At 70.1% G+C, this 25644-nt stretch carries 27 protein-coding genes and 1 riboswitch; of the genes, 18 read left to right on the forward strand and 9 right to left on the reverse strand.

The genetic code is table 11. The features are described 5' to 3' along the window. Positions 1 to 88: 88 nt before the first annotated feature. The 3 genes from ACGFSB_RS00685 to ACGFSB_RS00695 all read right to left on the reverse strand — a co-directional run bounded on the left by ACGFSB_RS00685 (position 89) and on the right by ACGFSB_RS00695 (position 2589). Positions 89 to 1066 carry a DNA cytosine methyltransferase gene (locus tag ACGFSB_RS00685; RefSeq protein WP_393392004.1) on the reverse strand — a complete coding sequence of 326 codons (978 nt, stop codon included), beginning with the start codon at positions 1064 to 1066 and terminating at the stop codon, positions 89 to 91. A 22-nt stretch (positions 1067 to 1088) separates the two neighbouring features. Beyond that, a complete protein-coding gene (locus ACGFSB_RS00690) occupies positions 1089 to 1472 on the reverse strand; it encodes a very short patch repair endonuclease (RefSeq protein WP_393393732.1) in 384 nt (127 codons plus the stop codon). 91 nt (positions 1473 to 1563) lie between these two features. Next, positions 1564 to 2589 (reverse strand): hypothetical protein, encoded by a 1026-nt coding sequence (locus ACGFSB_RS00695; protein WP_393392006.1) that lies wholly within the window; start codon positions 2587 to 2589, stop codon positions 1564 to 1566. Between the two features lie 196 nt (positions 2590 to 2785). Between ACGFSB_RS00695 and ACGFSB_RS00700 the strand changes: the two genes are divergently transcribed. Continuing rightward, a complete protein-coding gene (locus ACGFSB_RS00700) occupies positions 2786 to 3589 on the forward strand; it encodes a class E sortase (protein WP_393393735.1) in 804 nt (267 codons plus the stop codon). Positions 3590 to 3623: 34 nt separating this feature from the next. On the opposite strand, the gene ACGFSB_RS00705 is transcribed toward ACGFSB_RS00700, so the two are convergent. After that, positions 3624 to 5045, reverse strand: a complete 1422-nt coding sequence (locus ACGFSB_RS00705; protein WP_393392009.1) for an MFS transporter — start codon at positions 5043 to 5045, stop codon at positions 3624 to 3626. Between the two features lie 112 nt (positions 5046 to 5157). Here ACGFSB_RS00705 and ACGFSB_RS00710 point away from each other — a divergent pair, with 112 nt between their 5' ends. The 4 genes from ACGFSB_RS00710 to ACGFSB_RS00725 all read left to right on the forward strand — a co-directional run bounded on the left by ACGFSB_RS00710 (position 5158) and on the right by ACGFSB_RS00725 (position 8048). Continuing rightward, positions 5158 to 5688, forward strand: coding sequence for a winged helix-turn-helix transcriptional regulator (locus tag ACGFSB_RS00710; RefSeq protein WP_393392012.1), 531 nt, complete (start codon positions 5158 to 5160; stop codon positions 5686 to 5688). Positions 5689 to 5806: 118 nt separating this feature from the next. Next, positions 5807 to 6127 carry a DUF6412 domain-containing protein gene (locus ACGFSB_RS00715; protein WP_393392015.1) on the forward strand — a complete coding sequence of 107 codons (321 nt, stop codon included), beginning with the start codon at positions 5807 to 5809 and terminating at the stop codon, positions 6125 to 6127. Positions 6128 to 6232: 105 nt separating this feature from the next. Continuing rightward, positions 6233 to 7048, forward strand: a complete 816-nt coding sequence (locus ACGFSB_RS00720; protein WP_393392018.1) for a YidC/Oxa1 family membrane protein insertase — start codon at positions 6233 to 6235, stop codon at positions 7046 to 7048. Positions 7049 to 7190: 142 nt separating this feature from the next. Further along, complete coding sequence (locus tag ACGFSB_RS00725; protein ID WP_393392021.1) at positions 7191 to 8048, forward strand: fumarylacetoacetate hydrolase family protein; 858 nt, start codon at positions 7191 to 7193, stop codon at positions 8046 to 8048. Between the two features lie 331 nt (positions 8049 to 8379). On the opposite strand, the gene ACGFSB_RS00730 is transcribed toward ACGFSB_RS00725, so the two are convergent. Together ACGFSB_RS00730 and ACGFSB_RS00735 are read right to left on the reverse strand one after the other, a co-directional pair. Next, on the reverse strand, positions 8380 to 8847 hold the full coding sequence (locus tag ACGFSB_RS00730) for a heme-degrading domain-containing protein (protein ID WP_393392024.1): 468 nt from the start codon (positions 8845 to 8847) through the stop codon (positions 8380 to 8382). After that, positions 8844 to 9947 (reverse strand): Gfo/Idh/MocA family oxidoreductase, encoded by a 1104-nt coding sequence (locus ACGFSB_RS00735; RefSeq protein ID WP_393392027.1) that lies wholly within the window; start codon positions 9945 to 9947, stop codon positions 8844 to 8846. Before ACGFSB_RS00735 ends, ACGFSB_RS00730 begins: the two co-directional genes overlap by 4 nt. Before the next feature lie 71 nt (positions 9948 to 10018). Between ACGFSB_RS00735 and ACGFSB_RS00740 the strand changes: the two genes are divergently transcribed. From ACGFSB_RS00740 to ACGFSB_RS00800, 13 genes are all read left to right on the forward strand, one after another. After that, positions 10019 to 11269 (forward strand): ROK family protein, encoded by a 1251-nt coding sequence (locus ACGFSB_RS00740; RefSeq protein ID WP_393393738.1) that lies wholly within the window; start codon positions 10019 to 10021, stop codon positions 11267 to 11269. Between the two features lie 99 nt (positions 11270 to 11368). Beyond that, positions 11369 to 12298, forward strand: coding sequence for a hypothetical protein (locus tag ACGFSB_RS00745; RefSeq protein ID WP_393392030.1), 930 nt, complete (start codon positions 11369 to 11371; stop codon positions 12296 to 12298). Between the two features lie 319 nt (positions 12299 to 12617). Next, entirely contained in the window at positions 12618 to 13412 is a 795-nt protein-coding gene (locus ACGFSB_RS00750; RefSeq protein ID WP_393392033.1) for a GntR family transcriptional regulator, read from the forward strand. Positions 13413 to 13570: 158 nt separating this feature from the next. Then, positions 13571 to 14695, forward strand: coding sequence for a TIGR03364 family FAD-dependent oxidoreductase (locus ACGFSB_RS00755; RefSeq protein ID WP_393392035.1), 1125 nt, complete (start codon positions 13571 to 13573; stop codon positions 14693 to 14695). Then, positions 14689 to 15435, forward strand: a complete 747-nt coding sequence (locus tag ACGFSB_RS00760; RefSeq protein WP_393392037.1) for a phosphonatase-like hydrolase — start codon at positions 14689 to 14691, stop codon at positions 15433 to 15435. Before ACGFSB_RS00755 ends, ACGFSB_RS00760 begins: the two co-directional genes overlap by 7 nt. Further along, positions 15432 to 16520: an ABC transporter ATP-binding protein gene (locus ACGFSB_RS00765; RefSeq protein ID WP_393392039.1), complete on the forward strand. Its 1089-nt coding sequence runs from the start codon at positions 15432 to 15434 to the stop codon at positions 16518 to 16520. Before ACGFSB_RS00760 ends, ACGFSB_RS00765 begins: the two co-directional genes overlap by 4 nt. A 37-nt stretch (positions 16521 to 16557) precedes the next feature. Further along, the gene (locus ACGFSB_RS00770; protein ID WP_393392042.1) at positions 16558 to 17478 is read left to right on the forward strand and encodes a 2-aminoethylphosphonate ABC transporter permease subunit; all 921 of its coding nucleotides are present in this window, start codon (positions 16558 to 16560) and stop codon (positions 17476 to 17478) included. Then, positions 17465 to 18262, forward strand: a complete 798-nt coding sequence (locus ACGFSB_RS00775; RefSeq protein ID WP_393392045.1) for an ABC transporter permease — start codon at positions 17465 to 17467, stop codon at positions 18260 to 18262. Before ACGFSB_RS00770 ends, ACGFSB_RS00775 begins: the two co-directional genes overlap by 14 nt. A 24-nt stretch (positions 18263 to 18286) precedes the next feature. Next, positions 18287 to 19369, forward strand: coding sequence for a 2-aminoethylphosphonate ABC transporter substrate-binding protein (locus tag ACGFSB_RS00780; RefSeq protein WP_393392046.1), 1083 nt, complete (start codon positions 18287 to 18289; stop codon positions 19367 to 19369). Positions 19370 to 19537: 168 nt separating this feature from the next. Then, positions 19538 to 21034 carry an alkaline phosphatase family protein gene (locus ACGFSB_RS00785; protein WP_393392049.1) on the forward strand — a complete coding sequence of 499 codons (1497 nt, stop codon included), beginning with the start codon at positions 19538 to 19540 and terminating at the stop codon, positions 21032 to 21034. A gap of 81 nt (positions 21035 to 21115) precedes the next feature. After that, positions 21116 to 21895 carry an HAD-IIA family hydrolase gene (locus ACGFSB_RS00790; RefSeq protein WP_393392052.1) on the forward strand — a complete coding sequence of 260 codons (780 nt, stop codon included), beginning with the start codon at positions 21116 to 21118 and terminating at the stop codon, positions 21893 to 21895. Between the two features lie 90 nt (positions 21896 to 21985). After that, positions 21986 to 22528, forward strand: a complete 543-nt coding sequence (locus ACGFSB_RS00795; RefSeq protein WP_393392055.1) for a hypothetical protein — start codon at positions 21986 to 21988, stop codon at positions 22526 to 22528. Positions 22529 to 22543: 15 nt separating this feature from the next. After that, a complete protein-coding gene (locus tag ACGFSB_RS00800) occupies positions 22544 to 23209 on the forward strand; it encodes a class F sortase (RefSeq protein ID WP_393392058.1) in 666 nt (221 codons plus the stop codon). Here the strand turns inward: ACGFSB_RS00800 and ACGFSB_RS00805 are convergent. The 3 genes from ACGFSB_RS00805 to ACGFSB_RS00815 form a co-directional block, all read right to left on the reverse strand. Next, positions 23190 to 24047: a CbtA family protein gene (locus ACGFSB_RS00805; RefSeq protein ID WP_393392061.1), complete on the reverse strand. Its 858-nt coding sequence runs from the start codon at positions 24045 to 24047 to the stop codon at positions 23190 to 23192. The genes ACGFSB_RS00800 and ACGFSB_RS00805 overlap by 20 nt on opposite strands. A gap of 20 nt (positions 24048 to 24067) precedes the next feature. Continuing rightward, positions 24068 to 24295 carry a CbtB-domain containing protein gene (locus ACGFSB_RS00810; protein ID WP_393392064.1) on the reverse strand — a complete coding sequence of 76 codons (228 nt, stop codon included), beginning with the start codon at positions 24293 to 24295 and terminating at the stop codon, positions 24068 to 24070. A 32-nt stretch (positions 24296 to 24327) separates the two neighbouring features. Then, a riboswitch (cobalamin riboswitch) is annotated at positions 24328 to 24449 on the reverse strand. 357 nt (positions 24450 to 24806) lie between these two features. Then, positions 24807 to 25547 carry an ANTAR domain-containing protein gene (locus ACGFSB_RS00815; protein WP_393392066.1) on the reverse strand — a complete coding sequence of 247 codons (741 nt, stop codon included), beginning with the start codon at positions 25545 to 25547 and terminating at the stop codon, positions 24807 to 24809. Between the last annotated feature and the right edge of the window lie 97 nt (positions 25548 to 25644).

A 25644-nucleotide genomic window follows, 5' to 3' on the forward strand; every position in this document is an offset into this window, starting at 1 on the left:
GTAGCCGGCGGCGGGCAATGAGATTCCCGTCGCCGCAGAGGTGCCTGTGCTTGCGCCCATATGCCTCCCGACCTGGGGTGACGCGTCCTTACGCACGCAGTGCATCGGCCACCGCCATGCCCAGCGCCCGGCTGACCGGCGGAGGCGACGCGTGGCCGATCTGACGGTAGCGGACGGTCTTCTTCCCGGCGAAGATCCAGTCCTCGGGAAATGCCTGGAGCACGGCCGCCTGGTCGACGGTGATCTTGACCATTCCGTCCGGGCCGATGTGCGGTAGCCACTCGAAATCGGGTCCCGGCGTCTCGTCCGCCAGTGAGCCGCCGTTGACCCCCATGCGGGCCCATGCCTTCTTCGAGCCGGACGGACCCAGATCAGCGCCTCCCCGGTTGTCCGAACCCCCCACCAATGTGGGGGCCACACTCAGCGCCTGGCTCGCCCAACGGTCCGCGTCCGGCCATCCGCGCGATCTCATCGACCGTGCCAACGCCCGGCCGACCGACCGGTAATCGTGCTGTTCCACGGTGGGGGCGGGGGGCCGGAAGGCGTCGAACCAGCGCTCCTTGACGGCGACCAGAATCCCTTGCTTGCGATCTTGAGGGACACCGAAGTCGGCCGCGTTCAGGACGAACCAGCTGAATCTGTATCCGAGGTGCTCGAGTTCTTTGCGGATGAAGTCTCGGATCGACTCGTACTCGTCCCCGCCTACCAGCCCGGGGACGTTCTCGACAATCATGGCTCGTGGCTGTACGGCATGAGCCAGGTAGATGGTGGCCTCGAGCAGCCGTAACTCTGTGTCGGATTCGGCCCGAGCCACCGTCGCGCTGGACTTCACCCGAGGCAGACCCGCCGAGAGGAGGTCGACGTCGTAGCTCTCCTGGTGTTCGCTCGGGTCGAACTCCAGAAGGTCCGTCTCCAGGACGTTCCATTCCGGCCGGTTGGTCCTCAGCGTCTCGCAGGCCACCGGCTTGTTGTCCAGCAACAGTGTGGGCTCGAACCCCGCTGCCTCCAGGCCGAGGGCCAGCCCGCCCGCGCCGGAGCACACGTCCACGAACGTCAACCCGCTCATCGTTCCCCTCCCCTTCCTTCGCTCACATCGTTGTACGTCGGGCGGCCACCGCGGCAGCAACCCGATCAGCCACTTCGGTCGGTGCCTCGTGCTCCCAGAACCGCAGAACGGTCCACCCTGCCGCGGTCAGGTGCTCGGTCGTCTCCGCGTCCCGGGCCATGTTGCGAGCCAGCTTCTGGTGCCACCATTCCGCGTTGGCCTTGGGCTGAGTCGCGTGTTCCGGGCATCCGTGCCAGAAGCATCCGTCGATCAGCACCGCCACTTTGGCGCGTGTGAAGGCCACGTCGATCCTGCGCCTGGCCATGCCCGGTACCGGATACTCGACCCGGTACCGCAGACCGGACGCGTGCAGCAATCGGCGTACCGCCAGTTCGGCCGCGGTGTCCTTGCTCGCCTGCCGGCGCATGCGCGCCGAGACGGCAGGGGAGGACGGCTTCATCGTGCTCAAGTTCGTTCCTGGATGAGGGGGAAAGATCCCTTATGCCTCGGGCTTCCCGCTATTGCTCCTGCGTGCCATGGCACCCTGAGTACGCCCGCCCCGACCCGCACCAACACCCCGCATCCCCCCGAGGCGGCCACCCCACAGCCCGCCCCCTGGCAGCCAGCGTCGTCGCGTACTGCGGTAGCAGGGAGACGTCCGTCGGCTCCGTGCCCTCCGAGGCTGCGAACGCCTCGTACGACGGGACCGTGCCCGTGACGATGCCCAGGTTCGGGGTGCCGGAGGCCGACAGTTCCCTCAGTGAGGACTCTATGGTCGCCAAGTGCGCCTCGTGGGACGGGTATTCGGACTCCAGGGACGGGTACGCCGTCAGGAGTTCTTCCAGTTCCGTTGAGGGCCAGTGGAGGACCGCCACCGGGAATGGGCGGGAGAGGGCTTCCCTGTAGGAGCCCAACTCCGCCTGGATTCGGGAGATTTCCGCGCGGAGTTCCGCCGGGTTGTCCGAGCCCAGGGACCAGATTCGTTTCGGGTCGTGGAGTTCGTCCAGGGGGACGGGGGACGTGGAGACCTCGTCCGCCAGTGCGTCCCACGCGTCGTGGGTCGCGCCCAGCAGGCGGCGCACCCTGTGGCGGCCGAACAGCAGCGGGCGTTGTTCGTAGGAGGGGGCGCCCCCTCCGCCTGAGAGCGGCAGCAGGAGTTCCAGTGCCTGCGTGAAAGTTTCCTGCGCTTGTGTCAGCTCGTCGTGCGATTCGAGGGACTCCGCCACGATCACCCATGGGGCCGGGTCGCGCGGGGCCGCCGCGCGGACTCCGTCGATGATCGCCCTTGCCTCCGCCTCGTGGCCGTACTCCCAGAGGTTCGAGGCCTTCAGGGCTCGGATGAGGGCCGGGGCCGATGCCGGGTGGGGGGCGTCCGGGGCCAGTAGGCGGTCGTAGAGCGTGGTCGCGCGGTCGCGTTCGCCTGCCAGTTCCAGGTGGGCCGCGGCCTGGAGGAGCAGGTGCTCGGTGTCCTCGGGGTACAAACCGGCGGTGCGCTCGAGGCGCTCGGCTTCGGCGATGTGGTCGGCAGGCGTGTCGGGGCGCATACGGGACACCGTACTGCCGAGTGGGTGCCTTACAGCAGGGTTGGCGTGCGGATCAGGGTGGCCGCACTTTCCTGGTGCTGTCGTGTGGGCGCCATTGCCGGCGGCATGGATAGTTCGCGGGCTTGGGCTTAATCTGCCGCCCTCTTGTGAGGGAGGTGTCGGCGTGCGGGAGCGGGTGCGGCGGGTTCCTGTTGTTGTGCAGGGGCGGCGTGGTCGGCGGGGCAAGGGGGCTCGCCTTGTGTGGGGTGGTGCCGAAGTCGCCGTTACGTGTGGGCTTGTGCTGCTTCTCCTCGTCGTCCATCAGCTCTGGTGGACCAATCGGCAGGCCCGCGAGGGCGCCCAGCGCAAGGTCCAGGCCCTGGAGCGGGAGTGGGGGAGCGGGGACGGCGCCAGTCGTGACAGCTCTTTCCCTTCGCCTTCCCCAGGCGGTGACGCCGATCCCGATAACGGCCCCGAGCCGGGTTCCGTAGATGCCGGTGGTTCCGGTGGTTCCGGTGCGCGGAAGCCCGCCCCTCGGCAGCAGCCCGTCGCCGCCCCCGCGCCCCGCTGGGACCAGGCCTACGCCGTCCTCCGCATTCCGCGCATCGGGATTCGCGTGCCCGTTGCCGAGGGGGTGAGTAAGAGCGCCGTACTTAATAAGGGGTACGTCGGGCATTACGAGCGGACCGCTCAGCCCGGCCAAGGCGGGAACTTCGCCCTTGCCGGGCATCGCAATACCCACGGTGAGCCTTTTCGGTACATCAATCGGCTTCGGGGTGGTGATGAAGTCGTTGTCGAGACCAAGAGGGCTGTGTATACGTACGTCGTTGATAAGACGCTGGGCCAGACCTCCGCCCGCGACAGTGGCGTCATCCGTGCCGTCCCCCGCAGTGGTGTGAAGGACGGGTACGGGTACAGCTCTCCCGGGTACTACATCACCCTCACCACCTGCACCCCCGAATACACCTCCAAGTACCGCCTCATCGTGTGGGGGAAGCTGCGGTCCATGCGCCCCCGGTAGGGCCCGGTAGGGCGACAACAGTGACCGTCTCCCCTCAGCGTCCTCGCTCCCGCAGTGCCAGCACCGTCGCGGCCCCCACCGCCCCCAGTCCCGCCGACATCACCAGCGCCACCCGCGCCCCATGGCCCGGTGAACCCGTCGACGTCGACACCGCGATCATCAGCGCCACTCCCGCCGCCGAACCGATGTACCGCGCCGTGTTGTTCGCCCCCGACCCCATCGCCGCTCGTTCGGCGGGGACGGACGCGACCGCGAGCCGGGGGAGCGCCGCGTTCAGGAGGCCGCTGCCCGTGCCGGAGATCAGGAGGCCGGGGAGGAGCAGGGGCCATGGGCCGGAGGAGGCCGCGGAGAGCATCGTCAGGACCGCTGCCGCGTGCAGGGCGAAGCCAAGGGCCAGTTGGTGGCGGGCCGAGACCTTGCCTGCCAGGCGCCTGGTCTGGAGGGCCACCAGGAATGACGTACCCGACCATGTCGCGAGCAGTGCCGCCGTGCCCATGGCCGACAGGGGGAGCGTCTGTTGCAGCAGCGTCGGGAGGTAGCTGAACAGGGCGATCACCGCGAAGCCCGTGAAGAAGGCGCCCCCTGATGAGGCCAGGAACGGTGCTTGGCGCAGGAGGGTCAGGTCGAGCATGGGGGCCGCGGATCTGCGCTCCACCGCCGTGAACGATGCGAGGAGGGCCAACGCCGCCAGGAGCAGTGCCGCCACCGGTGCGCGCAGCCAGCCGTCCCTGCCGAGTGTCAGCGCCGCCACCAGTGCGACCAGGGCCAGGCCCAGCGTCAGCGCGCCTGCCAGGTCCGGGCGGCTGCTGCGAGGGGCGCGTGATTCCGTCAGCGTGTGCGGGGCGAAGGCGGCCACCACCAGCGCTGCCACGCCCAACGCCACGTACGACCAACGCCAGTTGGCCAGCGATGCTACGCCGCCCGCCAGTACCGGGCCCACCGCGATGCCGCCGCTCACGCACGCGCCCCAGATGCCCGTTGCCCTGATCCGCCCTGGACCCGCCGGGAACGCGTGCACCAGCAGGCCGAGGCTGGCCGCCAGGATCGCCGCGCTCGCCGCGCCCTGTGCCACGCGGGCGAGCGTGAACAGCCATGACGAGGTCGCAAGGGCGCCCAGGGCTGTGGTGATGCCGAGCGCCACTGTCCCGTAGAGGAAGATCCGGCGGCGGCCGTAGTCGTCGGCGAGGCTGCCCGCCACCAGGAGGAGGGCGGCCAGGCCGAGCGGGGTGCCGTTGAGCAGCCAGGCCTGGGCGGAGAGGGGGGTGTGCAGGGAGGCTGCCGTGTCGGGGAGCGTGACCGTCGGCGCCGCGTACGTCATCAAGGTCACTGCGGTGGCCGCGCTGGTGACGGCGAGGGTGGCCGCCGGGCGGCGGGCGGCATCCGGGGTGCGCGGGGCGGCTGTCCGTGGAGCGGGAGCGCGGGCTGCGGGGGCTGCGGTGTCTATGGGCCGGGGCATGGCCTGCTCCTTCAAGGAAGGTTCAGTCATTGAACTTGGTGATGTTCCGTGACCGTAGCAGCTCAAGTTCATTCATTGAACCTTGACGTCGGAAAGTCGCTAAGGTGGACCCATGGCTCTCGGCAAGGACTACGCGGCTCAGGACTGCTCCGTCGCCCGCGCGCTCGAGGTCGTCGGGGAGCGCTGGACGCTGCTCGTCGTCCGCGACGCGCTCTACGGGGTGCGGCGCTACAACGACTTCCTCGTCCACCTCGGCATCCCCCGCGCCGTCCTCGCGTCCCGCCTCCAGTCGCTCACCGCGGCCGGCGTCCTGGAGAAGCGGCCGTGCGCGCAGGCGCCCTCGCGGCACGAGTACGTCGTGACGGAGCGGGGCCGCGCGCTCTGGCCGACCGTGCGCGCGCTCAGCGCCTGGGGGCGCGACACCTTCTCGGAGAGCAAGCCGCCGCGGTACTTCCGGCACGCGGAGTGCGGTACGGAGCTCGGGCCCGTCGGTGAATGTCCGGCCTGCGGGGGGCTCGTGCCCGTCGAGGACGTCGAGATGGCGCCAGGGCCCGGCCTCGATCCGGACCCGGCCGATCCGGTCAGCCGGGCGCTGCTCGCACCCCGAAGGCTCCTTACGGCTGTCGAGACGGATCCTGTATAACGGGCAGTACGCCGATATGACGTATCGGCGTATGCGTATGCATTTACATCTAGGTCTAGGTCTACGCCTACGTCATACCGGCGTATCACTGAGCGAGTGGCGAAAGGGGGGTCGGGACATGCGGGACGCATTCCGTGGCTGGAAAGCCGCGCTCCGGCCCACCGGGCTCCTCCTCTTCCTCCTCGTCGAGGTCGTCCTCCTCGACGCGAGCAGCCTCACCGCCGCCGTCGCGCTCGCCGCGACCGCCGCCGCGGGCTCCGCGCTCGCCGCCTGCTCCGTGATCGCCGCGCGCTGCGCTCCCGCGGTGCCGCGCACTCGGGTGCGTACGGCGATCCGCGACCGCGAGAAGCGCACGGCCTTCCTGCCGCAGCGCGATCCCGACGCCGCCGGGCGAAGGCGACCCCGAGCACCGGGCCGTCTCGTCATGACGGCCGCGTAGGGCGCACCAAAACCCGAAGCTAGCTCCCCTCGCGGGCCGTCACGCCGGAAAGCGCGTCAAGCGCACCTTTTCCTCGGCACGACGAGACCCCCGGAGGGCTTCTCCATGTCCGCTTTCATGTCCCTTTTCGCCGACCTGGTCGGTAGCATCGCCGACCTGCTCGAACCGCTCTTCCACGCCTCCGCGACGGCCGCCGCCATCGTCCTTTTCACCGCGTGCGTACGTCTCCTCGTCCACCCCCTGTCGCGGGCATCGGCCCGTGGCCAGAAGGCGCGCGCCAAGCTCTCGCCGCAGATCACCGAGCTGCGGAAGAAGCACGCCAAGAGCCCTGAGAAGTTGCAGAAGGCGGTCATGGAGCTGCACCGGGAGGAGAAGGTGTCGCCGCTCTCCGGGTGCCTGCCCAGCCTGTTCCAGCTCCCGGCGTTCTTCCTGCTCTACCACCTGTTCTCCAACTCGAGGATCGGCGGAGAGGCCAACGAGCTGCTTGGGCACAAGCTGTTCGATGCGCCGCTCGGAGGGCGGTGGGCTGACGCGCTCGCCGATGGTGGGGTCTTCGGGGCGCAGGGGCTCGTCTACCTCGGTCTCTTCGCGATCGTCGCGGCCGTCGCCACCTTCAATTTCCGGCGGGCGAAGCGGCAGATGGCGATGGCGGCGCCTGCGGCGGGTGGCAGTGGTGCCGGTGCTGGTGCCGGTGCTGGCGTCGGTTCCGGTGATGCCCCGCAGATGCCCGGCATGGGCGCGATGACCAAGGTCATGCCGTTCATGTCCTTCATGACCCTGTTCACGGTGGCCTTCGTACCGCTCGCCGCCGCCTTGTACGTGGTCACCAGCACCACCTGGAGCGCGGTCGAGCGGGCGGTGCTGTACCGCGACATGCCGTACGGGGCCGGGGCGGGAGCGCTGGCTGCTACTGCCGGGTAATGGTCCGGTCTGTGAACAGGGTCTTGCGGAGTGGACGCTGACCTTGGACGATCGGCCAAACCTCCGATGGCCGCAACCCATCGGCCTGGCCACGCGGCCGGTCAGGACGGACCGGCCGCGCTCGACCAAAGGGAGATTGACCATGAAGCTGCTGCGAGTCGGTACGGCGGGGGCCGAGCGCCCGGCGCTGCTCGATGCCGAAGGCACGTTGCGGGACCTGTCAGGGACCGTCGCGGACATCGACGGGGCGCTGCTCGCCGACGCGGCCGCCCTCGGCCGGATCAGGGCCGCCGCCGAGGCGGGCTCGCTGCCCGTGCTCGACGCCGACGGGCTTCGGATCGGTCCGCCCGTGGCCGGGATCGGCAAGGTCGTGTGCATCGGGCTCAACTACCACGATCATGCTGCCGAGACCGGGGCCACGCCGCCCGCCGAGCCCGTCGTCTTCTTCAAGGCCGCGGACACGGTGATCGGGCCGAACGACACGGTCCTGGTGCCGCGCAAGTCGGTCAAGACCGACTGGGAGGTGGAGCTCGCGATCGTCATCGGGCGTACCGCGCGCTACCTGGAGTCCGGCGAGGAGGCGCTCGCGCACATCGCCGGGTACGCGGTGGCGCACGATGTGTCGGAGCGCGAGTTCCAGATCGAGCGCGGCGGCACCTGGGACAAGGGCAAGAACTGCGAGACGTTCAACCCGCTCGGCCCGTGGCTCGTGACGCCGGACGAGGTCCCCGACCCGCAGGCGCTGTCCCTCAAGTTGTGGGTCAACGGTGAGTTGAAGCAGGACGGGACCACGGCTCAGCAGATCTTCCCGGTGGCCGAAGTGGTGCGCTACGTAAGCCAGTTCATGACGCTGTACCCCGGTGATGTCATCAACACCGGGACGCCGGCGGGGGTGGCCATGGGCCATGCCGAGCCGAAGCCGTATCTGCGGGGCGGGGATGTGGTGGAGCTGGAGATCGAGGGGCTTGGTCGGCAGCGGCAGGAGTTGAAGCAGGCGTAGCCCTCCGGGGGTGGGGGCGGTTTCTTTGTGCCCCCGGGGTGCCCCGGGGGCCGGGGGCTTCTGCGTCGGGGGCGCCACCTGCGGGTGCGCTGTGGTTGCGCGCGCCCGCGCGGCGGAGCCGCATGGTTGATACAGCCCCGCGCCCCTTCGGGGGCAGTCCTCCGGCGGGGCTCCCTGCGGGTGCGTTCTGGCTGGGCGCGCAGTTCCCCGCGCCCCTTCGGGGGCGCAATGCTCCCTCCGGCGGGGCCTCCCCGCGGGTGCGTTGTGGCTTGTCGCGCAGCTCCTCGCGCCCCTGAAGGGGCGCCCCCCTGCGTAGAAGGGGCGTCCCCGCTTATACGAACCTCTCCAGCGCCTCCACCACCAACGCGTGGTCCGCCGCCTGGGGAAGGCCCGAGACCACCACCGTGCCGATCACTCCCGCGCCCCGCACCGCGATCGGGAACGCGCCGCCGTGGGCCGCGTATGCGTCCGGGTCCAGGCGTGACGATTCCTCGAACGTCGTGCCCTTTGCGCGGAAGCGCGTGCCGACCAGGAGCGATGAGCAGCGGTAGCGTTCGACGACGCGGCGTTTGCGGGCGATCCAGGCGTCGTTGTCCGGGGTCGAGCCGGGCAGGGCCGCGTGGAAGAGCTGCTGGCCGCCGCGGGTGATGTCGATCGCGACCGGGGCCTCGCGCTCGCGGGCGAGGTCGACCAGGAGCGTGCCGAGCGCCCAGGCGTCCTCGTATGTGAAGTGGGGGAGTACCAGGCGCAGTTCCTGGGCCGCCAGCTCCTCGACCGTCAGTGGCGCGGGGCTCGTCATACGACCACCGTCACGCCGTCGCGTGCCGAGCGGCGTGCCGCCTCCAGGACGTCGAGGGCCGCCGCGGCCTCGTGTGCGGATACGGGGTTCTCGCCGGTGCCGTGCAGTGCCGCGGCGATGGCCGCGTAGTACGCGGGGTAGTCGCCGGGCAGCGTCTCGATCGGTAGGCCGCCGCCGGTCAGCGGGGACTCGCCGGAGCCGACGCGGCCCCACAGCGACTCGGGCTCCACGCCCCAGCCGTCGCTGTCAGCGCCCGTGGGCCGCTTGCCGTCGCGCAGGGCCGCCTCCTGTGGGTCGAGGCCGTACTTGACGTATCCGGCGGATGATCCCAACGCACGGAAGCGCGGGCCGAGTTGGGCGGTGGTGGCGCTCACGTACAGGTGCGAGCGGACGCCGTTCGTGTGCGTGATCGCGATGAACGTGTCGTCGTCGGCCTCCGCGCCGGGGCGGCGGACGTCGGACTCCGCGTACACGGACCGCGCGGGACCGAAGAGCACGAGCGCCTGGTCGACGACATGGCTTCCGAGGTCGTACAGCAGACCTCCGATCTCTTCCGGGTTTCCGGACTCGCGCCAGCCGCCCTTGGGCTGCGGACGCCACCGCTCGAAGCGGGACTCGAAGCGCCATACGTCGCCGAGCTCGCCGTCGGCGATGAGCTGCTTGAGCGTACGGAAGTCGTTGTCCCAGCGGCGGTTCTGGAAGACGGAGAGCAGGAGCCCGCGGTCGTCGGCGAGCGCGGCGAGCTCGCGGGCCTCGGCGGCCGTGCCCGCGATCGGCTTGTCCACGACGACCGGGAGGCCCGCCTTGAGGGCGGCGGTCGCGAGCGCGACGTGCGTCTTGTTCGGGGACGCGATCACGATCAGGTCGAGCTCGTCCGCTCGCGCCCAGAGCTCGTCGGGCGACGCGGCGAAGCGCAGGCCGTCACCGAACTCGGCGCGGGCCTGCGCCTGCCGCTCGGGGTTCGACGTGACGACCGTGTCGAGTGCGAGGCCCTCGGTGGCGGCGATCAGCGGGGCGTGGAAGACGGAGCCCGCGAGGCCGTATCCGATGAGGGCCACGCGCAGCGGGGAGCCGGAGCCTGTACGAGTCATACCAGTCATGTGTCCCACTTAAGCAACGCTGTTGCCAAAGCGCAAGCGCGGGCGACAATGGGGGTGTGAACAGGACTGGAATGGCTGATGCGAGGGGCAGCGACGGCAGATCGGGCGCCGGAGTGAATCTGCTGGGGCTGCGCGGGCACAACGCGGCCCTGGTGCTCGATCTGCTGCGCACGGCGGGCGAGCCCGGCATAAGCCGCCTCGAGATCGCCGAGCGCACCGGCCTCACCCCGCAGGCCGTCAGCAAGATCACCGCCCGGCTGCGTACGGAGGGCCTGGCGGCGGACGCGGGCCGCCGAGCGTCGACGGGGGGCAAGCCGCGGACGCTGCTTCGCCTGGTCCCGGACGCGGGCCACGCGGTCGGCCTCCACCTGGACCGCGACGAACTGACCGCCGTCCTCGCCGACCTGACGGGACGCGTGGTCGCCGAGCGGCGGGCCCCGCTGGACTTCGGGGCCGGTGCGGACGTGGTGGCCGATGCGGCGGTGGGGGCGGTACGGGAGCTGGTGCGGGGTCTGGAGCAGGGAGGGCCGGAGCGGGGAGGGCCGGAGCGGGGCCTGGCTGACGAGCCGCTGGCCGGGGTCGGCCTGCTCGGGGTGGGGGTCGCGCTGCCGGGGCCGCTCGACCACGCCGACGGGGTGCTGCACCGCGTGACGGGGTTCCCCGCGTGGGACGGATATCCGCTGCGGGACGCGTTCGCCGAGAGGCTCGGGCAGCTCGGGCAGCTCGGGCAGCACGGGCAGCACGAGCAGCTTCGGCTGCCGGTCGTCGTGGACAAGGACACGAACGCCGCCGCCCTCGGCCTCGCGCTGGGCGGGGTGGCGGAGTCCTTCGCGTATCTGCATCTCGGTACGGGGCTCGGGGCGGGGCTCGTCCTTGGCGGAGGGCTCTACCGGGGAGCGCGGACGGGAGCGGGGGAGTTCGGCCACCAGGTCATCCAGCTGGACGGCCCGCCGTGCGGCTGCGGCGACCGGGGCTGCATCGAGGCGCTGTGCCTGGCGGCGGTCGCTCGGGGGGACCTGGACGAGGCGGCGCGGGTTCTCGGGGCGGGGGCGGGGAATCTGGTCAGCCTGCTCGACATCGATCTCGTACTCCTTGGCGGGCGGGTGGTTCTCGCGGACGAGGACTGTTTCGTACGAGGGGTGGGTGCCGTCGTCGGTGAGCGTGCGCGGCGGGGCGGCAGAAGCGGGGACGGGGACGGGGGCGTTCCGGTCGCCGTCGCGGCCGGGGGAGAGCGGCTGGTCGCGGAGGGCGCCGCGCAACTGGTGCTCGCGCCGCTGTTCGGCCGGGCGGCGGACGCGGCGTTTCCGGGCATGGCCACTTAACGGAAAGTCAGCTGATAGGGGGACATGGGCAATCCAGTCGGCGGTACGGGGCTGTGGCGGGGCGGGTGGACTCGGGTGCGCGTGGCAGGGTCGCCGCCCATGCGACTCCGCCGCTCTCTCGCCTCCGGCGTCACCGCCGCTGCCGCCGTCATCGCGCCCGTGGCGACCGGGGTGGTTCCAGCGACTTCAGCGGCTTCAGCTGTTGCTGCGGAAGGGCCGCCGACGGCCCCGGCAGCGGGCACGACGACCCCGGCAGCGGACACCGCGGCCCGCGCCGCCCAGCAGCCCACCTGCGACGCCCCCGACAGCGACGGCTTCCCCATCGGGACCCGGATCGAGGGCGGCCCCGCCACGTACGAGGCCGGGGGCGGCTACCGGACCTGGTCGGTCAGGCTTGCCAACACCACCCGTGGCACGTGCGGGGACATCCACCCGGTCGTCGTCATCGTCGACCGGGAGCGCGAGCTGCTGCCCCGGCAGATCCAGCTGGAGTTCCACGACGGCAAGCGGTGGCGGCCCGTGGGCTTCGAGCGGACCGACAGGGACGAGAACGTCGGCGTCTTCGACGACGGTTTCCCCGGCTTCACCGTCAAGGCGGGCCGCACCGTGGACGTCAAGGTCCGCCTCTCCTTCACCTCCGAGGCACGGTCCGAACACGCCGTCATGTCCACCGCGGTCGTCCAGCGCCGCGACGACGACGGCGACTGGGTGGGCGAGTCCGATGACTATCCGTTCGCCATCGACAGTGACGGCGGCGGAAGCGGGGGCAGGGACGGAGGCGGGGACGGAGGCGGGGACGGTGGTGACAGCCATGGCGCAGGCGTAGGAGCGGGCGGCGTCGACGGCGGCGACGGCGGCGGGCGAGAGCGGTCGGACGACGGGGGCTCCTCGTACGCCGATGAGCTGGCCGCGACAGGCCCCCGCGCACTCCTGGGCGTCAGCGCCGTCGCAGCTGCTCTCTTCGCCGGCGGCTGGGGCCTCATCGTGGGGGCGCGACGCCTGCGAGCAGCGGCCGCCCGGAGGCGTTAGCTGCGCCTGGCGTTGAGTTGCGCGCCTGGCGTTGAGTCTCCGCGCCTGGCGTTGAGTCTCCGCGCTCGGCGTTGACTCTGCGCGCCTGGCGTTGAGTTTGCGCGCCCGGCGTTGAGCCCGTGCGTCTCTCCGCGTCGTCACCGCGACCGAGGCCGTCTGTCCGAACGCCGCCGCACCCGACCGACGCGCGACCGACGCTGTCCGACCGGCCGTCACTTACCCGCAGTCACGATCTGCCGGCAAGGCCACCGCCTCCGCGGCCCGTCCGCGTGGCCAGCCGTTCACCTTCCGGTTCACGTACGTCTGGGAACATCCCTGGGTGGACTACCCGAACTCCCCGCCTCCTCCCGCGCACCTGCTCGACCAGGCGCCCGGCGCCCCCATCCGCTCCGGCATCCCCGAGCACGGGCGCATCCCGAAGTACTACGCGGTCAAGGCCAGGATCGCCGACCTGATAGAGGAGTTGGGGGACGGGCAGCCGCTGCCGACCGAGCGGGATCTCGCCGTGCGGTACGAGGTCGCGCGGGAGACCGTGCGGCAGGCGTTGCGCGAGCTGCTGCTCGAAGGGCGGCTGCGCAGGCAGGGGCGCGGCACTGTTGTCGCGGGCCCCAAGCTGGAGCAGCCGCTCTCCCTCGCCAGCTACACGGAAGGCGTGCGGCGGCAGGGGCGTACCCCCGGGCGAAATCTCATCTCCCTCGACCGTTTCCCCGCCCCCGCGGCCCTCGCCGCCGAGATCGGGGTCCAGCAGGGGGAGCCCGTCTGGCACATGGAGCGCGTGCTGCTCGCCGATGAGGAGCGGGTGGGGTTGGAGAGTACGTACGTCTCCGTCGCCCGCGTTCCCGCGCTCGACCGTGACTTCGAGCCCGACTCCTCCTTCTACGCCTACCTGCGCGAACAGCTCGGCATCTCCTTCGGTGACGCCGACGAACGCATCGAGACCGTGCTCGCCACCCCGCGCGAGGCGCTCCTGATCGGTACGCCTCCCGCGCTGCCCATGCTGCTCATCCACCGCGTCTCGCGCGACACCTCCGGCCACCCGCTGGAGCGCGTCCGCACCCTCTACCGCGGTGACCGCTTCTCCTTCACCACGCACCTCGGCAACGGCGGCCGCTGAACGCCGCGGAACGCCGCTGAACTTCCCTCCCAGGGCGGCCGATCGACTCATGTCGATAACGAGAACGTAACGGGTCTAGTCCAACCTTGGGTGGCCGTTCACTGTCCCGTTGCCGTCAGGACCGCGGCGGGACATTCGCCCCCAGGAGCGTTGCCGTTGTGAGAGTCATCGTCGTAGGAGCCGGCGTGGTGGGAACCATGCACGCCTGGCACGCAGTGGAACGCGGCCACGAGGTCGTACAGATCGAGCGCGAGAGCGAGGCCCGTGGGGCGTCGCTGCGCAACTTCGGGCAGATATGGGTGAGCGGTCGCGCCGGTGGCGAGGAGCTGGACACCGCCCTGCGGGCCCGCGAGCTGTGGGAGGAGATAGGCGAGCGGGTGGAGGGCATCGGTTTCCGGGCCAACGGCTCCCTCACCCTCGTACGCAACGAGCGCGAGCGCGCGGTGGCCGAGGCCGCCCTCACCCGCCCCGACGCGGCGGCCCGCGGCTACAAGCTGCTCGAAGCGGACGAGGCCCGCGCCCTCAACCCGGCGCTGCGGGGCGACTTCATCGCGGGCCTGTGGTGCGAGCGGGACGCGGCCGTGGAGCCGCGCACCGCTCAACTCCGTCTCCGGGAAGCTCTGTTGGCCTCTCCCCGCTACACCTTCCTGCCCGGCAGGGAGGTCCGCGAGGTCATCGGCGAGCGTGCCGTGCGGGACGACCACGGTGACGTGCACACCGGCGACGTCGTCGTCCTGTGCACCGGCGCCTGGCTCGGCGGCCTCGTCCGCGAGCTGGCAGGGCCCGACCTTCCCGTACGCCGCGTACGCCTCCAGATGATGCAGACGGCGCCCCTCGGTGAAGCGCTCACCACCTCCGTCGCCGACGCGGACAGCTTCCGCTACTACCCGGCGTACAAGTCGGAAGCCCTCGACGCGCTCAACACCGGGCAGGCGCAGGCGCCGACCGCCGCCGAGCACAAGATGCAGCTGCTGATGGTGCAGCGCGAGGACGGCGGCCTGACCATCGGCGACACCCACGAGTACGAGCACCCCTTCGCTTTCGACACCACCGAGGCCCCCTACGACCACCTGACCGAGGTCGTCGAGGGCTTCCTGGGGCGCCCGCTGCCGAAGATCGAGCGGCGCTGGGCCGGGGTGTACGCGCAGTGCGTCGACACGGCCCGCGTCGTGCACCGCCAGCAGGTGCGCGAGGGCGTGTGGCTGGTCACCGGGCCCGGCGGGCGCGGCATGACGTGCTCGCCCGCGATCGCCGAGAAGACTGCCGACGAGTTGGGATGGTGAGGGAGTTGACCACACACAGGAAGTCGGCCGCACACAGGAAGTCGACCACGGACAACAGCATCGGTCTTGTCGTGCTCGACATGGCCGGGACCACCGTCGCCGACGGCGGCCTCGTCGAGCAGGCCTTCTCGGCCGCCGCGCGGCAACTGGGCGTCGAGCCCGGCTCGGCCGACCACGCGGAGAAGCTCGACTACGTACGCGCCACCATGGGCGAGTCCAAGATCTCCGTCTTCCGGCATCTGTTCGGGGACGAGGCACTTGCCCAGCAGGGCAACGTGGCCTTCGAGAAGGCGTACGGGGAGCTGGTGGACGGCGGCCGTATCGCGCCGGTCCCCGGTGCGCGGGAAGTCATCGAGGAGCTCAAGTCCGATGGTCTGCGGGTGGTGTTGAGCACCGGGTTCGCCCGGATCACGCAGGACGCGATCCTGGACGCGCTCGGGTGGCGGGACCTGGTCGAGCTGACCCTGTGCCCCGCCGACGCGGGTGGCCGCGGGCGGCCCTACCCGGACATGGTGCTCAGCGCGTTCCTCCGTACGGGGGCGGTGGACGGCGTCAAGCAGGTCGCTGTCGTGGGCGACACGGCGTACGACATGAAGAGCGGGGTGCGGGCCGGGGCCGGTGTGGTCGCCGGGGTGCTCACCGGGGCGCATGACGCGGTGGCGCTGCGGGGGGCGGGGGCTACGCATGTACTCGGCTCGGTCGTTGAACTCCCCCTGATACTCAAGGGTGTCGGCGCATGAGCGGCGCGGCCCCCACCTCTCCTGCCGTGCGCAGTGGTATCCGCTTCGAGAACGTCTCCGTCGCCTACGGCAAGAACACCGTCCTCGACTCGCTCGACCTGACCGTCGAGCCCGGCGAGGTCATGGCCCTGCTCGGGCCGTCGGGCTCGGGCAAGACCACCGCGCTGCGGGCCGTCGCCGGGTTCGTGCAGCCTGCCTCCGGGCGGGTGTTCATCGGGGAGCGCGATGTCACAGGTCTCCCGCCGCATCAGCGGGGGATCGGGATGGTCGTCCAGCAGTACGCGCTCTTTCCGCATATGCGGGTCGAGGAGAATGTCGCCTTCGGCATGAAGGCGCGGAAGGTCGCCAAGTCCGAGATTCCCGGGCGGGTGGCCGAAGCGCTGGATATGACGGGAATGGCGTCGTACGCGAAACGCTTTCCCCGGGAGCTGTCCGGAGGGCAGCAGCAGCGGGTCGCCATCGCGCGGGCGTTGGCCATTCGGCCGGGTGTGCTTTTGCTGGACGAGCCGCTTTCCGCGCTTGATGCGCAGTTGCGGTCGGGGATGCTGGGGGAACTTGCCCGATTGCACCGGGAGTTGCCCGACGTCTCTATTTTGTACGTCACCCATGATCAGGTCGAGGCGTTGACCCTGGCGGATCGGATTGCCGTCATGGACCGGGCGCGGTTGCGGGACTGCGGGACTCCGCAGGAGCTTTATCGGGCGCCTCGGACCGAGTTCACGGCTTCATTCGTCGGCAATGCGAATCTGTTGCCGGTGAGGGTCGGCGAAGGGGGCGTCATCCTCGCCGGGGCGTCGCTCAAGGTCGACACCGGGGAGGTGGCCGCCGGGGTGACAGCCACGCTCTGCGTGCGACCGCATCTCGTCGGCTTGGGGGACGGCCCCAACGCCCTTACGGGCAGCGTCGCCGAGGTGCAGTGGCGTGGCGCCACCCATCGGTTGTACGTCGATGTCGCTGGGCAGCGGATCAAGGCGGACCTCCGGGAGCTTCGGACTCCGCCTGGCATCGGTGACGAGGTCACGCTGCACTTCGCGCCGGAAGACGCTGTGTTGCTGTCCGGTGGGGTGACCGATGGGCAGCTCTGATGGACGCCTCGTCGACGCTGAGCCGGGATCCAGGGCTGTGCCCACCCTCCCCCACTCTCAACTCCGTTCGAGCGGGGGGACCCCCATCGCCTTGCGGGACGCCTGCCCACAGCCGAGACGGCTGGCAGGTGTACGGCGGCAAGTACCCCGCTTCGTATGGGCCCTGCCCCCCATCGTCGCCCTCGCCCTCGTCTTTCTCTATCCCCTCGCCCTGGTCGTCCAGCAGTCCGTCCAACCCGACACCGGCGGTACCTCCCTCCAGCCGTACTCGGATGTCTTCGCCTCCGAAGCGTTTCGGGAGGCGCTCGGGACCACTGTGTGGCTGGCCGTCGGGTCCACCATCGGGTGTCTCGTGCTCGGGTTCTCGCTGGCTCTCGTGATCGCCTTTGTGCCCTTCCCGGGAGGGAAAGCCGTTGCGAGGTTCATCGACGTCTTTCTCTCCTTTCCGTCCTTCCTCATCACCCTCGCCCTGCTGTTCATCTACGGCACCAAGGGGATGGCCAATGGGATGTGGACGGATGCGACCGGGGCCGCCGAAGGACCTTTTCAGTTCCTCACCACCCCTTGGGGCGTTCTCCTCGCCGAGATCACGTACTTCACGCCCTTCGTGATGCGCCCGCTGCTCGCCGCGTTCTCGCAGATCGACACCGCGCAGCTGGAGGTCGCTTCGAGTCTCGGGGCGAAGCCAGGACGCATCATCCGGCGGGTCATCCTGCCCGAGGCACTGCCCGCCCTCGCTGCCGGCGGCAGCCTCGTACTCGTCATGTGTCTGAACGAATTCGGGATCGTGCTCTTCACGGGCGCCAAGGGGGTCACGACCCTCCCCATGCTCGTGTACAGCAAAGCCATTCTCGAGTCCGACTATCCGGCGGCCTGTGTCGTCGCCGTCGTCAATATCGCGATCTCCGTGGGCCTTTACAGCCTCTACAGGGTGGTGAGCCGTCGTGTTGGTGCATAGCCGCAAGGGCAAATGGGCCACCTGGCTGGTCTTCTTCGTGCTCTTCCTGCCCCTTTTCGCGCTGCCGTTGCTGGTGATTCTGGCCGCGTCCTTCTCCTCGCACTGGTCGGGCGCGTTTCCCTCCGGGTTCACCGCCGAGCACTACTCCTCCGCCACCCGCGGGGATTCGCTCAAGGCGCTCACCACCAGCCTGGTCACCGCCGTCAGCGCCAGTCTGCTCGCGCTGCTCGTCGGGTCCTGGGCCGCGCTCGCCGCCGCCTCGCTGAAGAAGGGGGGCAAGCGCATCCTCGACACCCTCTTCATGCTGCCCGTGGCCGTGCCCTCCGTCGTCGTCGGGCTCGCGATCCTCGTCGCGTTCAGCAAGCCGCCGATGATCCTCAACGGGACGCGCTGGATCGTGATCCTCGCGCACACCATTCTTGTCACGGCGTTCGCCTACCAGTCGGTTTCGGCTGCCATCGTGCGTTTCGACCCGGCGTACGAACAGGCCGCCGCATCGCTCGGTGCCCGGCCCTCGTACGTCCTGTGGAAGGTGAAGCTACCGCTCCTGCTGCCGTCGCTCAACGCGGCCGCGGGCCTCTGCTTCGCGCTCTCCATGGGCGAGTTGAGCGCCACGATGATGCTCTACCCGCCGGACTGGATGCCGCTTCCCGTGCAGATCTACGCGGCCACCGACCGCGGCTCCCTCTTCACCGGTGCCGCCGTCGCCGTGGTCCTGATGGCGGCGACGCTGCTCGTCCTCTTCGCCGTGTCACGCGTCCGCACCCGCGCCTCATACCGCTGACTTCTTCAAGGAGTACGAAACGTCATGCCCCGTCCCCGTCACGCCACCACCCGCATCCGAACGCTCGCCGCCGTCTCCGGCAGTCTCGTCATCGCCGCATCCCTCACCGCGTGCGGCGGCGACTCCTCGGCGTCCGACGCCAAGGAAGTCACCGTCTACAGCGCCGACGGCCTCAAGGGCGAGAACGGCGACGGCTGGTACGACCAGGTATTCAAGGACTTCGAGAAGAAGACCGGCATCAAGGTCAACTACGTCGAGGGCGGCTCCGGCGAGATGGTGCAGCGCGCCGTCCGCGAGAAGTCCAACACGCAGGCCGACGTCATGATCACGCTGCCGCCCTTCATCCAGCAGGCCGATGAGAAGGGCCTGTTGCAGGCCTACAAGCCCAAGGGGTCGGAGCAGGTCGACGGCGCCGACAAGGCGCCCGACGGCAAGTGGACCTCCGTCGTCAACAACTACTTCGGCTTCATCCACAACAAGAAGGAGCTCAGCGGCGGCAAGGCGCCCAAGAGCTGGGAGGACCTCACCGACTCCTCGTACAAGAACAAGGTCCAGTACTCCACGCCCGGCGTCGCGGGCGACGGAACCGCCGTGCTCATCAAGGCGATGCACGACTTCGGCGGCAAGAAGCCCGCCATGGATTACCTGAAGAAGCTCCAGGCGAACAACGTCGGGCCCTCCGCCTCCACCGGCAAGCTCGCCCCCAAGGTCGACAAGGGCGAACTCCTCGCCGCCAACGGTGACGTCCAGATGAACTACGCGCAGTCCAAGGACATGCCGAACCTCGGCATCTGGTTCCCCGCCAAGGAGGGCGGCAAGCCCACCACCTTCGCGCTGCCCTACGCGGCCGGCCTGGTCAACAAGGCCCCGCACTCCGCCAACGCGAAGAAGTTCCTCGACTATCTGCTCGGCCAGAAGGCTCAGCAGCAGGTCAGCGAGATCGGCGGCGGTTTCGCCGCGCGCAAGGACATCAAGGCCACCGACGCCAACGCGGTCGCGCTCGACAAGATCGTCGACGGCGTCGAGATCTTCGAGCCGGACTGGGACGACATCTCCGAGAACCTCCAGACGTACGTGGAGGACTGGAAGTCGGCGACCGGTAGCTGAGAGTTCACTGCAGCACCCTTGGCCTCAGGTGTTCGGTAGCGAAATGATAACGGGTATGGACCCAATGGCCTCAACGCCCCTGGATCTCCAGGGGCGTTGGCGTGTCCTGGATCCGCCCGAACAAGCTCCCCCCGGACAAGCTCCCCCCAAGCCACCTCGGAGGACCACGTGTCGTCAGGCATCACCCGCCGCTCCCTGCTCGTCTCCACCGCCGCCCTCGCGGTGTCCGCAGGCCCCCTCGCCGCCGCCGCGAAGGCCAAGTCGGCCAGGACCCCCAAGGTTCTGGTCATAGGCCTGGACGGCGCCCTGCTCAACAGAATCAAGGACGCCGACGCGCCCGCCCTCAAGGGCCTGATGAGCGCGGGACTCACGGCCCCCAGTGCCATCTACGCCAACCCGCTCGCGCCCACCTCGTCCGGACCCGGCTGGTCGACGCTCATCACGGGCGTCTGGCCCGACAAGCACAAGGTCGTGAACAACGAGTTCACCGGGCACGACCTCGCCAAGTACCCGGACTTCCTGACCCGGATCGAGGCTGCGAAGCCGAACCTGCGCACGTACGCCGTCGCGTCCTGGAACCCGATCACCGACATCATCTTCTCCGCGAAGGTGGACACGCGGGTCTCCACGCCCGAGGCCGAGTACGACGCCGGAACCACCACCCGCGCCGTCGCCGAGGTCAAGAGCGGCAACCCCGACGCGGTCTTCGTCCAGCTCGACAACATCGACCACGCGGGCCACAGCAGCGGCGCCGCGAGCCAGGCCTACCTCGACGCGATCCACGGCGCCGACACCCAGGTCGGTCAGATCGTCGCCGCAGTCAAGTCCCGTGCCACGTACGGCAATGAGGACTGGCTCATCATGATCACCGCCGACCACGGGCACACCGACCCCGGCGGCCACGGCGGCTCCAGCTGGCCCGAGCGGCAGACCTTCATGATCGCCGCCGGCGGCACGGTCACGGCGGGCTCGGTCCGCCACGATGTCCGTATGCCCGACATCGCAGCGAGCGCGCTCGCCCACCTCGGCGTCGCGATCGACCCGGCCTGGGGCCTGGACGGCCGCCCCGTACAGCAGCCGAAGCCGGACGCGTTCGACGCCCTGCGCGCCAAGCTGACCGGGCCCGTCGACGAGACCGGCATCGGCGGCGGAGTCATCGGCTTCACGCACACCGCGCCGAGCGGCTGGAGCGTCGACAACTCCAAGATGGGCACGGGCGGCATGACCGAGTGGCGCGGCTGGTCCTTCACCACGGACGAGTTCTGGACGAAGACCGAGCGCGATCAGCAGCGTGAACTCAACATCCGCGCCCGGAACGTCTTCGCGGTCGCCGACGGCGACGAGTGGACCGACAAGACCTTCTCGGGGACCTTCGACTCGACGCTGGTCAGCCCGGCGTACGACGTCCAGGGCGGGGCGAAGGCCACCCTCACCTACGCGACGTACTACCGCCAGGAAGCTCCGCAGAAGGGCGAGGTGCTCGTCTCGTACGACGGCGGGGCCCCGGTCGCGGTGAAGACGTACACCGCGGACACCCCGTCCGTCGTCGAGAACATCGCACTCAAGGTGCCCGCGGGCGCCAGGAAGGCCCAGGTCCGCTTCCGGTACACCGGCGGCAACAACTGGTACTGGGTGATCGACGGGGTCACGATCAACGCATCCTGATTAGGCTGGGGGGCGTCGGCACAAAGTCGTCCCGGCGCCCCCCACGCCACTTGCTCATCGCAGACCGCAGGAGTGCACCCCATGGCAGAGCGCAAGCCCATCGAATCGTGGCTCACCGACATGGACGGCGTGCTCATTCACGAGGGTGTCCCGATTCCCGGGGCCGACGCGTTCATCAAGAGGCTCCGGGATTCCGGGAAGCCGTTCCTGGTGCTCACGAACAACTCCATCTACACCGCGCGCGACCTCCAGGCCCGCCTGACCCGCATGGGCCTCGAGGTCCCTGTCGAGAACATCTGGACCTCCGCGCTCGCCACCGCGAAGTTCCTGGACGACCAGCGGCCCGGCGGCACGGCGTACGTCATCGGCGAGGCGGGGCTCACCACCGCCCTGCACGACATCGGCTATGTCCTGACCGATCACGACCCGGATTACGTGGTGCTCGGCGAGACCCGTACGTACTCCTTCGAGGCCATGACCAAGGCCGTACGGCTCATCAACGGCGGGGCCCGCTTCATCTGCACCAACCCGGACGAGACCGGGCCCTCCACGGAGGGGCCGCTGCCCGCCACGGGCGCCGTCGCCGCGTTGATCACCAAGGCCACGAAGCGGACCCCGTACTTCGCCGGAAAGCCGAATCCGCTGATGATGCGGACCGGGCTCAACGCCATCGGGGCGCATTCGGAGACGAGCGCCATGATCGGCGACCGCATGGACACGGACGTCCTCGCCGGTCTCGAGGCCGGGATGGAGACCTTCCTGGTCCTCACCGGCCTGACCTCGGAGAAGGACATCGACGAGTACCCGTTCCGGCCGTCCAACGTCGTGGACTCCATCGCGGACCTCGTCGACAGGATCTGACGCCCCCGGTAGGCCCCTGGGCCACCCGTTTGCCTCACAGGGCAGGCGCGGCGTGTCGCGGCGCGTGAACCTCGGAACAGGAGGTTCACGATGCGTACCTGTTCCACCACCCTGCGTGGCATAGCCGCGGCGGCCGCCATCGCCGCGCTCCCCGTCGCCGCCGCGACGCCCGCGTACGCCCATGACGAGGGCAAAGTTCATGCCACGGTCAGCCCGTCCAGCGCCGCGCCGGGGGCCCAGGTCGAGGTGAGCGTCACGGGCTGTGACGGGACGACCGGGTCCGCCGGGTCCGGGGCGTTCACCGGTGACGCGAAGCTCACCGGGCGGGACGGCGACAAGTTCTCCCTCAACGGCTCGGCGACGGTCAGGAACGGCATCTCGGGTACGTTCGACGTCACCGTGATCTGCGACGGCCACCCCCACCAGGGCGCCGGCACCGTCCAGGTGATCCAGCACCACTCCGAGCCCGTCTCGCCGGTCCGCGCGGGCGGCGGCGGCACGGCGCAGCTGGCCGTCGAACCCGCCCAGGAGGCGGGCCCCGGCACCCGGCATGCGGTGATCGGCCTGGTGCTCGCCGGGGTGGCGGCCGTGGCCGTGGCGTTCCGCAGCGTCCGCCGGCGCCGCTCCGAGTGACGGGCCACGACCGATATGTCCGGCCATGAGAGGCCGACAGGACACGGGCGATTCCTCACCGGGCTCGCCTGGGCGCTGCTGCTCGTCGGCCTCTGGCTGTGGGGCAGCGAGATCACCGACGTACGCGGCGGTGTCTCCGAGCCCACCAACGGTGACGTCGCGGCGGTGGGCCGCCCGTTCGGTGTCGAACTCCCGGACGCGCACGAGCCGCTGGCCCCCGCGAGGCCGCAACGCGTCGATGTCCCCTCGCTGAAGGTGCGGGCGCCGGTGATCGCCCGTGGTCTCGATCAGGAGGGTGCCATCGATCCGCCGTCCTTCGAGCAGGCGGGCGACGTCGGCTGGTACGCGGGCGGGACGCGCCCCGGTGCGGTCGGCACGTCCCTGTTCGTGGGCCATGTCGACACCGAGACGCGCCCGGCGGTCTTCTACGACCTCAGTGCGGTGCGCCCCGGCGAGAAGGTCCGGGTGACGCGGGACGACGGCTCGGTCGCGGTGTTCACCGTGGACGACGTCCAGGTGCTCAGCCGCGACCGCTTCGACGCGAAGAAGGCGTACGGCCCCCACGAGAAGGGCCGCGCCGAACTCCGTCTCATCACCTGCGGCGGCACGTTCGACCGGGCGGCAAGGACCTACTCGGCGAACGTGGTGGTGTCCGCCTACCTCACTGGGGTGGCGCCGTAGGGGTGGCGCCGAGGGGCGAGGGCACTCCCGCCGCGCTCGCACTCACGGAGGCACCCGTGGCGTCGGCCCCTTCCTGTGCGGCCCCTTCTCGTACAGCCCCTTCTCGTACGGCCCGCAGGCCGAGGCCTCCGAACACCGCCGCGAACACCGCCCACAGCAGGGCGTGCGAGGCGACCGACAGGACCCGGAAGTCCCACAGCAGGGTCGCGTCGACCGGGACCGGGTCGGGATTGTCCGGGAGCAGGAAGAGCGCGGCGAGCACGGCGACGGTCGTCAGGGCCGCCGCGATCTGCCGCACCGGAACGGATCTGGCCGACAGGCGTACGTACACCTGCCAGACCAGGAACATGCCGAGGACGCCGATGGCGACGGACGCGAGCCACATCGTCTGGCGGTCGCCGACCGTGCCCGAGTCGCCGACACCCGGCGGGTTCGCCGGATAGCGCAGACCGGGCAGCAGGGAGACGGCGAGGAACGCCGCTCCGGCGAAGGTGAGTGCGCGCGGCCAGGGGGCCGAGCGCGGGTCGCGACGGTGCACCAGGGCGTATGCCACGGCGAACAGGATGCCGATGGCCAGACCCATGACGACCGAGGCGACGACCAGACCCAGGTGCTGGGTCGAGCGGGTGAAGAGCTCTTCGTGGTGCTGCGCGGACTGAGCGGCGCCGTGCATGTGCTCCTCGGCGGCCGACCGCTTCTCCTCGACGCGGATCGCCCGGTCCATCAGCGGCTCGGCGAGGAGGAGGGAGAAGAGACCGGCCGCGAGGCCCGCCGCTCCTCCCGCCGCGAGACCCCGGCCGAGCAGGGGGAGTACAGGTGAGGACGATGGGGATGGCATGGTGCTTTTTCCGTCCCCGATCAGTGGCATGGGGCACCGAAGAGGTGCCTGCCGTCGTGGGCGAATTCGTGGAGGTAGCTGCCGGTCGCCGAGATCAGCGAGCCGTTGTCGATGAAGACCGCGTAGAGCGCGATCAACGCGATGATGGCCGCGGCCGACGCGATCAGCCAGTCGCGGGTGCTCGCCGTGGCGGCCTGGACCGCCAGGCTGTCCGTGTGCGATGCGCTGTGGCCTGTGAGGGCAGACATACGGATGGGCCTCCTTCTGGGGTTTCCACGCCCCAATGCAGGAGGACGACAGCTCAGTTCCTGGCTTCCGCACGCCTCGCGGTGTGTGGTCACAGTGGCGGGACCGCCCCGGAATCGCACCGGGTTCCTGTCAACCGTCGCCTCAATGTATGGACTTGTCGTCCCGGAGAGTCCCAGCTGGTCATGGGCACTGTCAACAGTGCCTCCAGGCAACCATGCCCGGTCGGCGGCCCGCTCCCCCCGGAGCCGTCGACCGGGCTGGTCCTCGACCGCGCGCGCACGAGCTGCGGGAGTAACCCGGCGCCGGCGCGGGAGGTTCGATGGCCAACCCCGCAATGCGGGTTGGTCGATCAGGCCGGGGGCTTGGGCCGTTGTGACGACTCTAGAACGGATGAGCGCTGGAGCCTAGAGGTGGATTGACGCCAAGTCGCGATCTCTTGCCCCTGTGTGATCTCCCCAGGTGGCGACGGTCGCCGGGAGAGCCATCGGGAAGGTTCGGACCAACTGCTGGTCAACTGCCGCGCAGCGTCTTGTCGTCGATCGATCCCTTGATCACTTCGGTGGCCACAAGGTCTATGAGCAGGCGTTCCCTGCGTGCGTACCGCCGCAGCACGTCGAATGCCTCGTCCACACTCGTGTGCCGGCGCTCGGCGAGTATGCCTTTGGCCTGTTCGATGCGGATTCGGCTGGTCAGAGCGCCCTGTAGCTGTGTGGTGAGGGTCCGATACTCCGAGTAGGTGTGGAAATTGTGCAGACCCACCGCGATGGCGTCGGCGATCGCCTGCGCCAGGAGCAACTCGCCCTCGGCGTACGGGCCCTGAGATGTCCCGGGTACGAAGACGTTGAGCGCGCCGAGGAGGTCATCGTGCCGCCGCAGCGGAACCGCGTAGGTCACCGCGATGCCGTGGGTCCGGGCGACCTCCGTGAACTCCGGCCAGCGCCCGGCGGGTTCGGGCTCCGTGAGCAGGACCGGCGGCACGGTCCTGCCCGTGCCGAGGCTCTCCACGCAGGGCCCGCCGCTCTGTTGGGCCGCGAGGAGGTCGAGTGCGAGATCCGGGGGGTGGCCGCCGACGGCGACGGGAGAGGTGCCCGGTCCTTTGAACATGACTCCGGTTGCGGACGCGTCGAGCAGCTCCACGCAGTGGCCCGCGACGCGGCTCAGGTGCCGCTCGGGGTCGAAGTCGTCGGCGAGTGTGTTGGTGGCCTCCATCAGGACTTCGGCCAGCCGCAATTCAGAGGTGCGATCCCGCATGATCTCCTCCCCGGGAGTGCTTCCCCGCGCAGGGGCGCCTACCCCCGGGCACCAAGCTGTAACAGCTCTTCTACAGGTCTCCGCTGCGGACGGGCGG

The sequence above is a fragment of the Streptomyces sp. NPDC048441 genome (assembly GCF_043200235.1).
GTDB lineage: Bacteria > Actinomycetota > Actinomycetes > Streptomycetales > Streptomycetaceae > Streptomyces.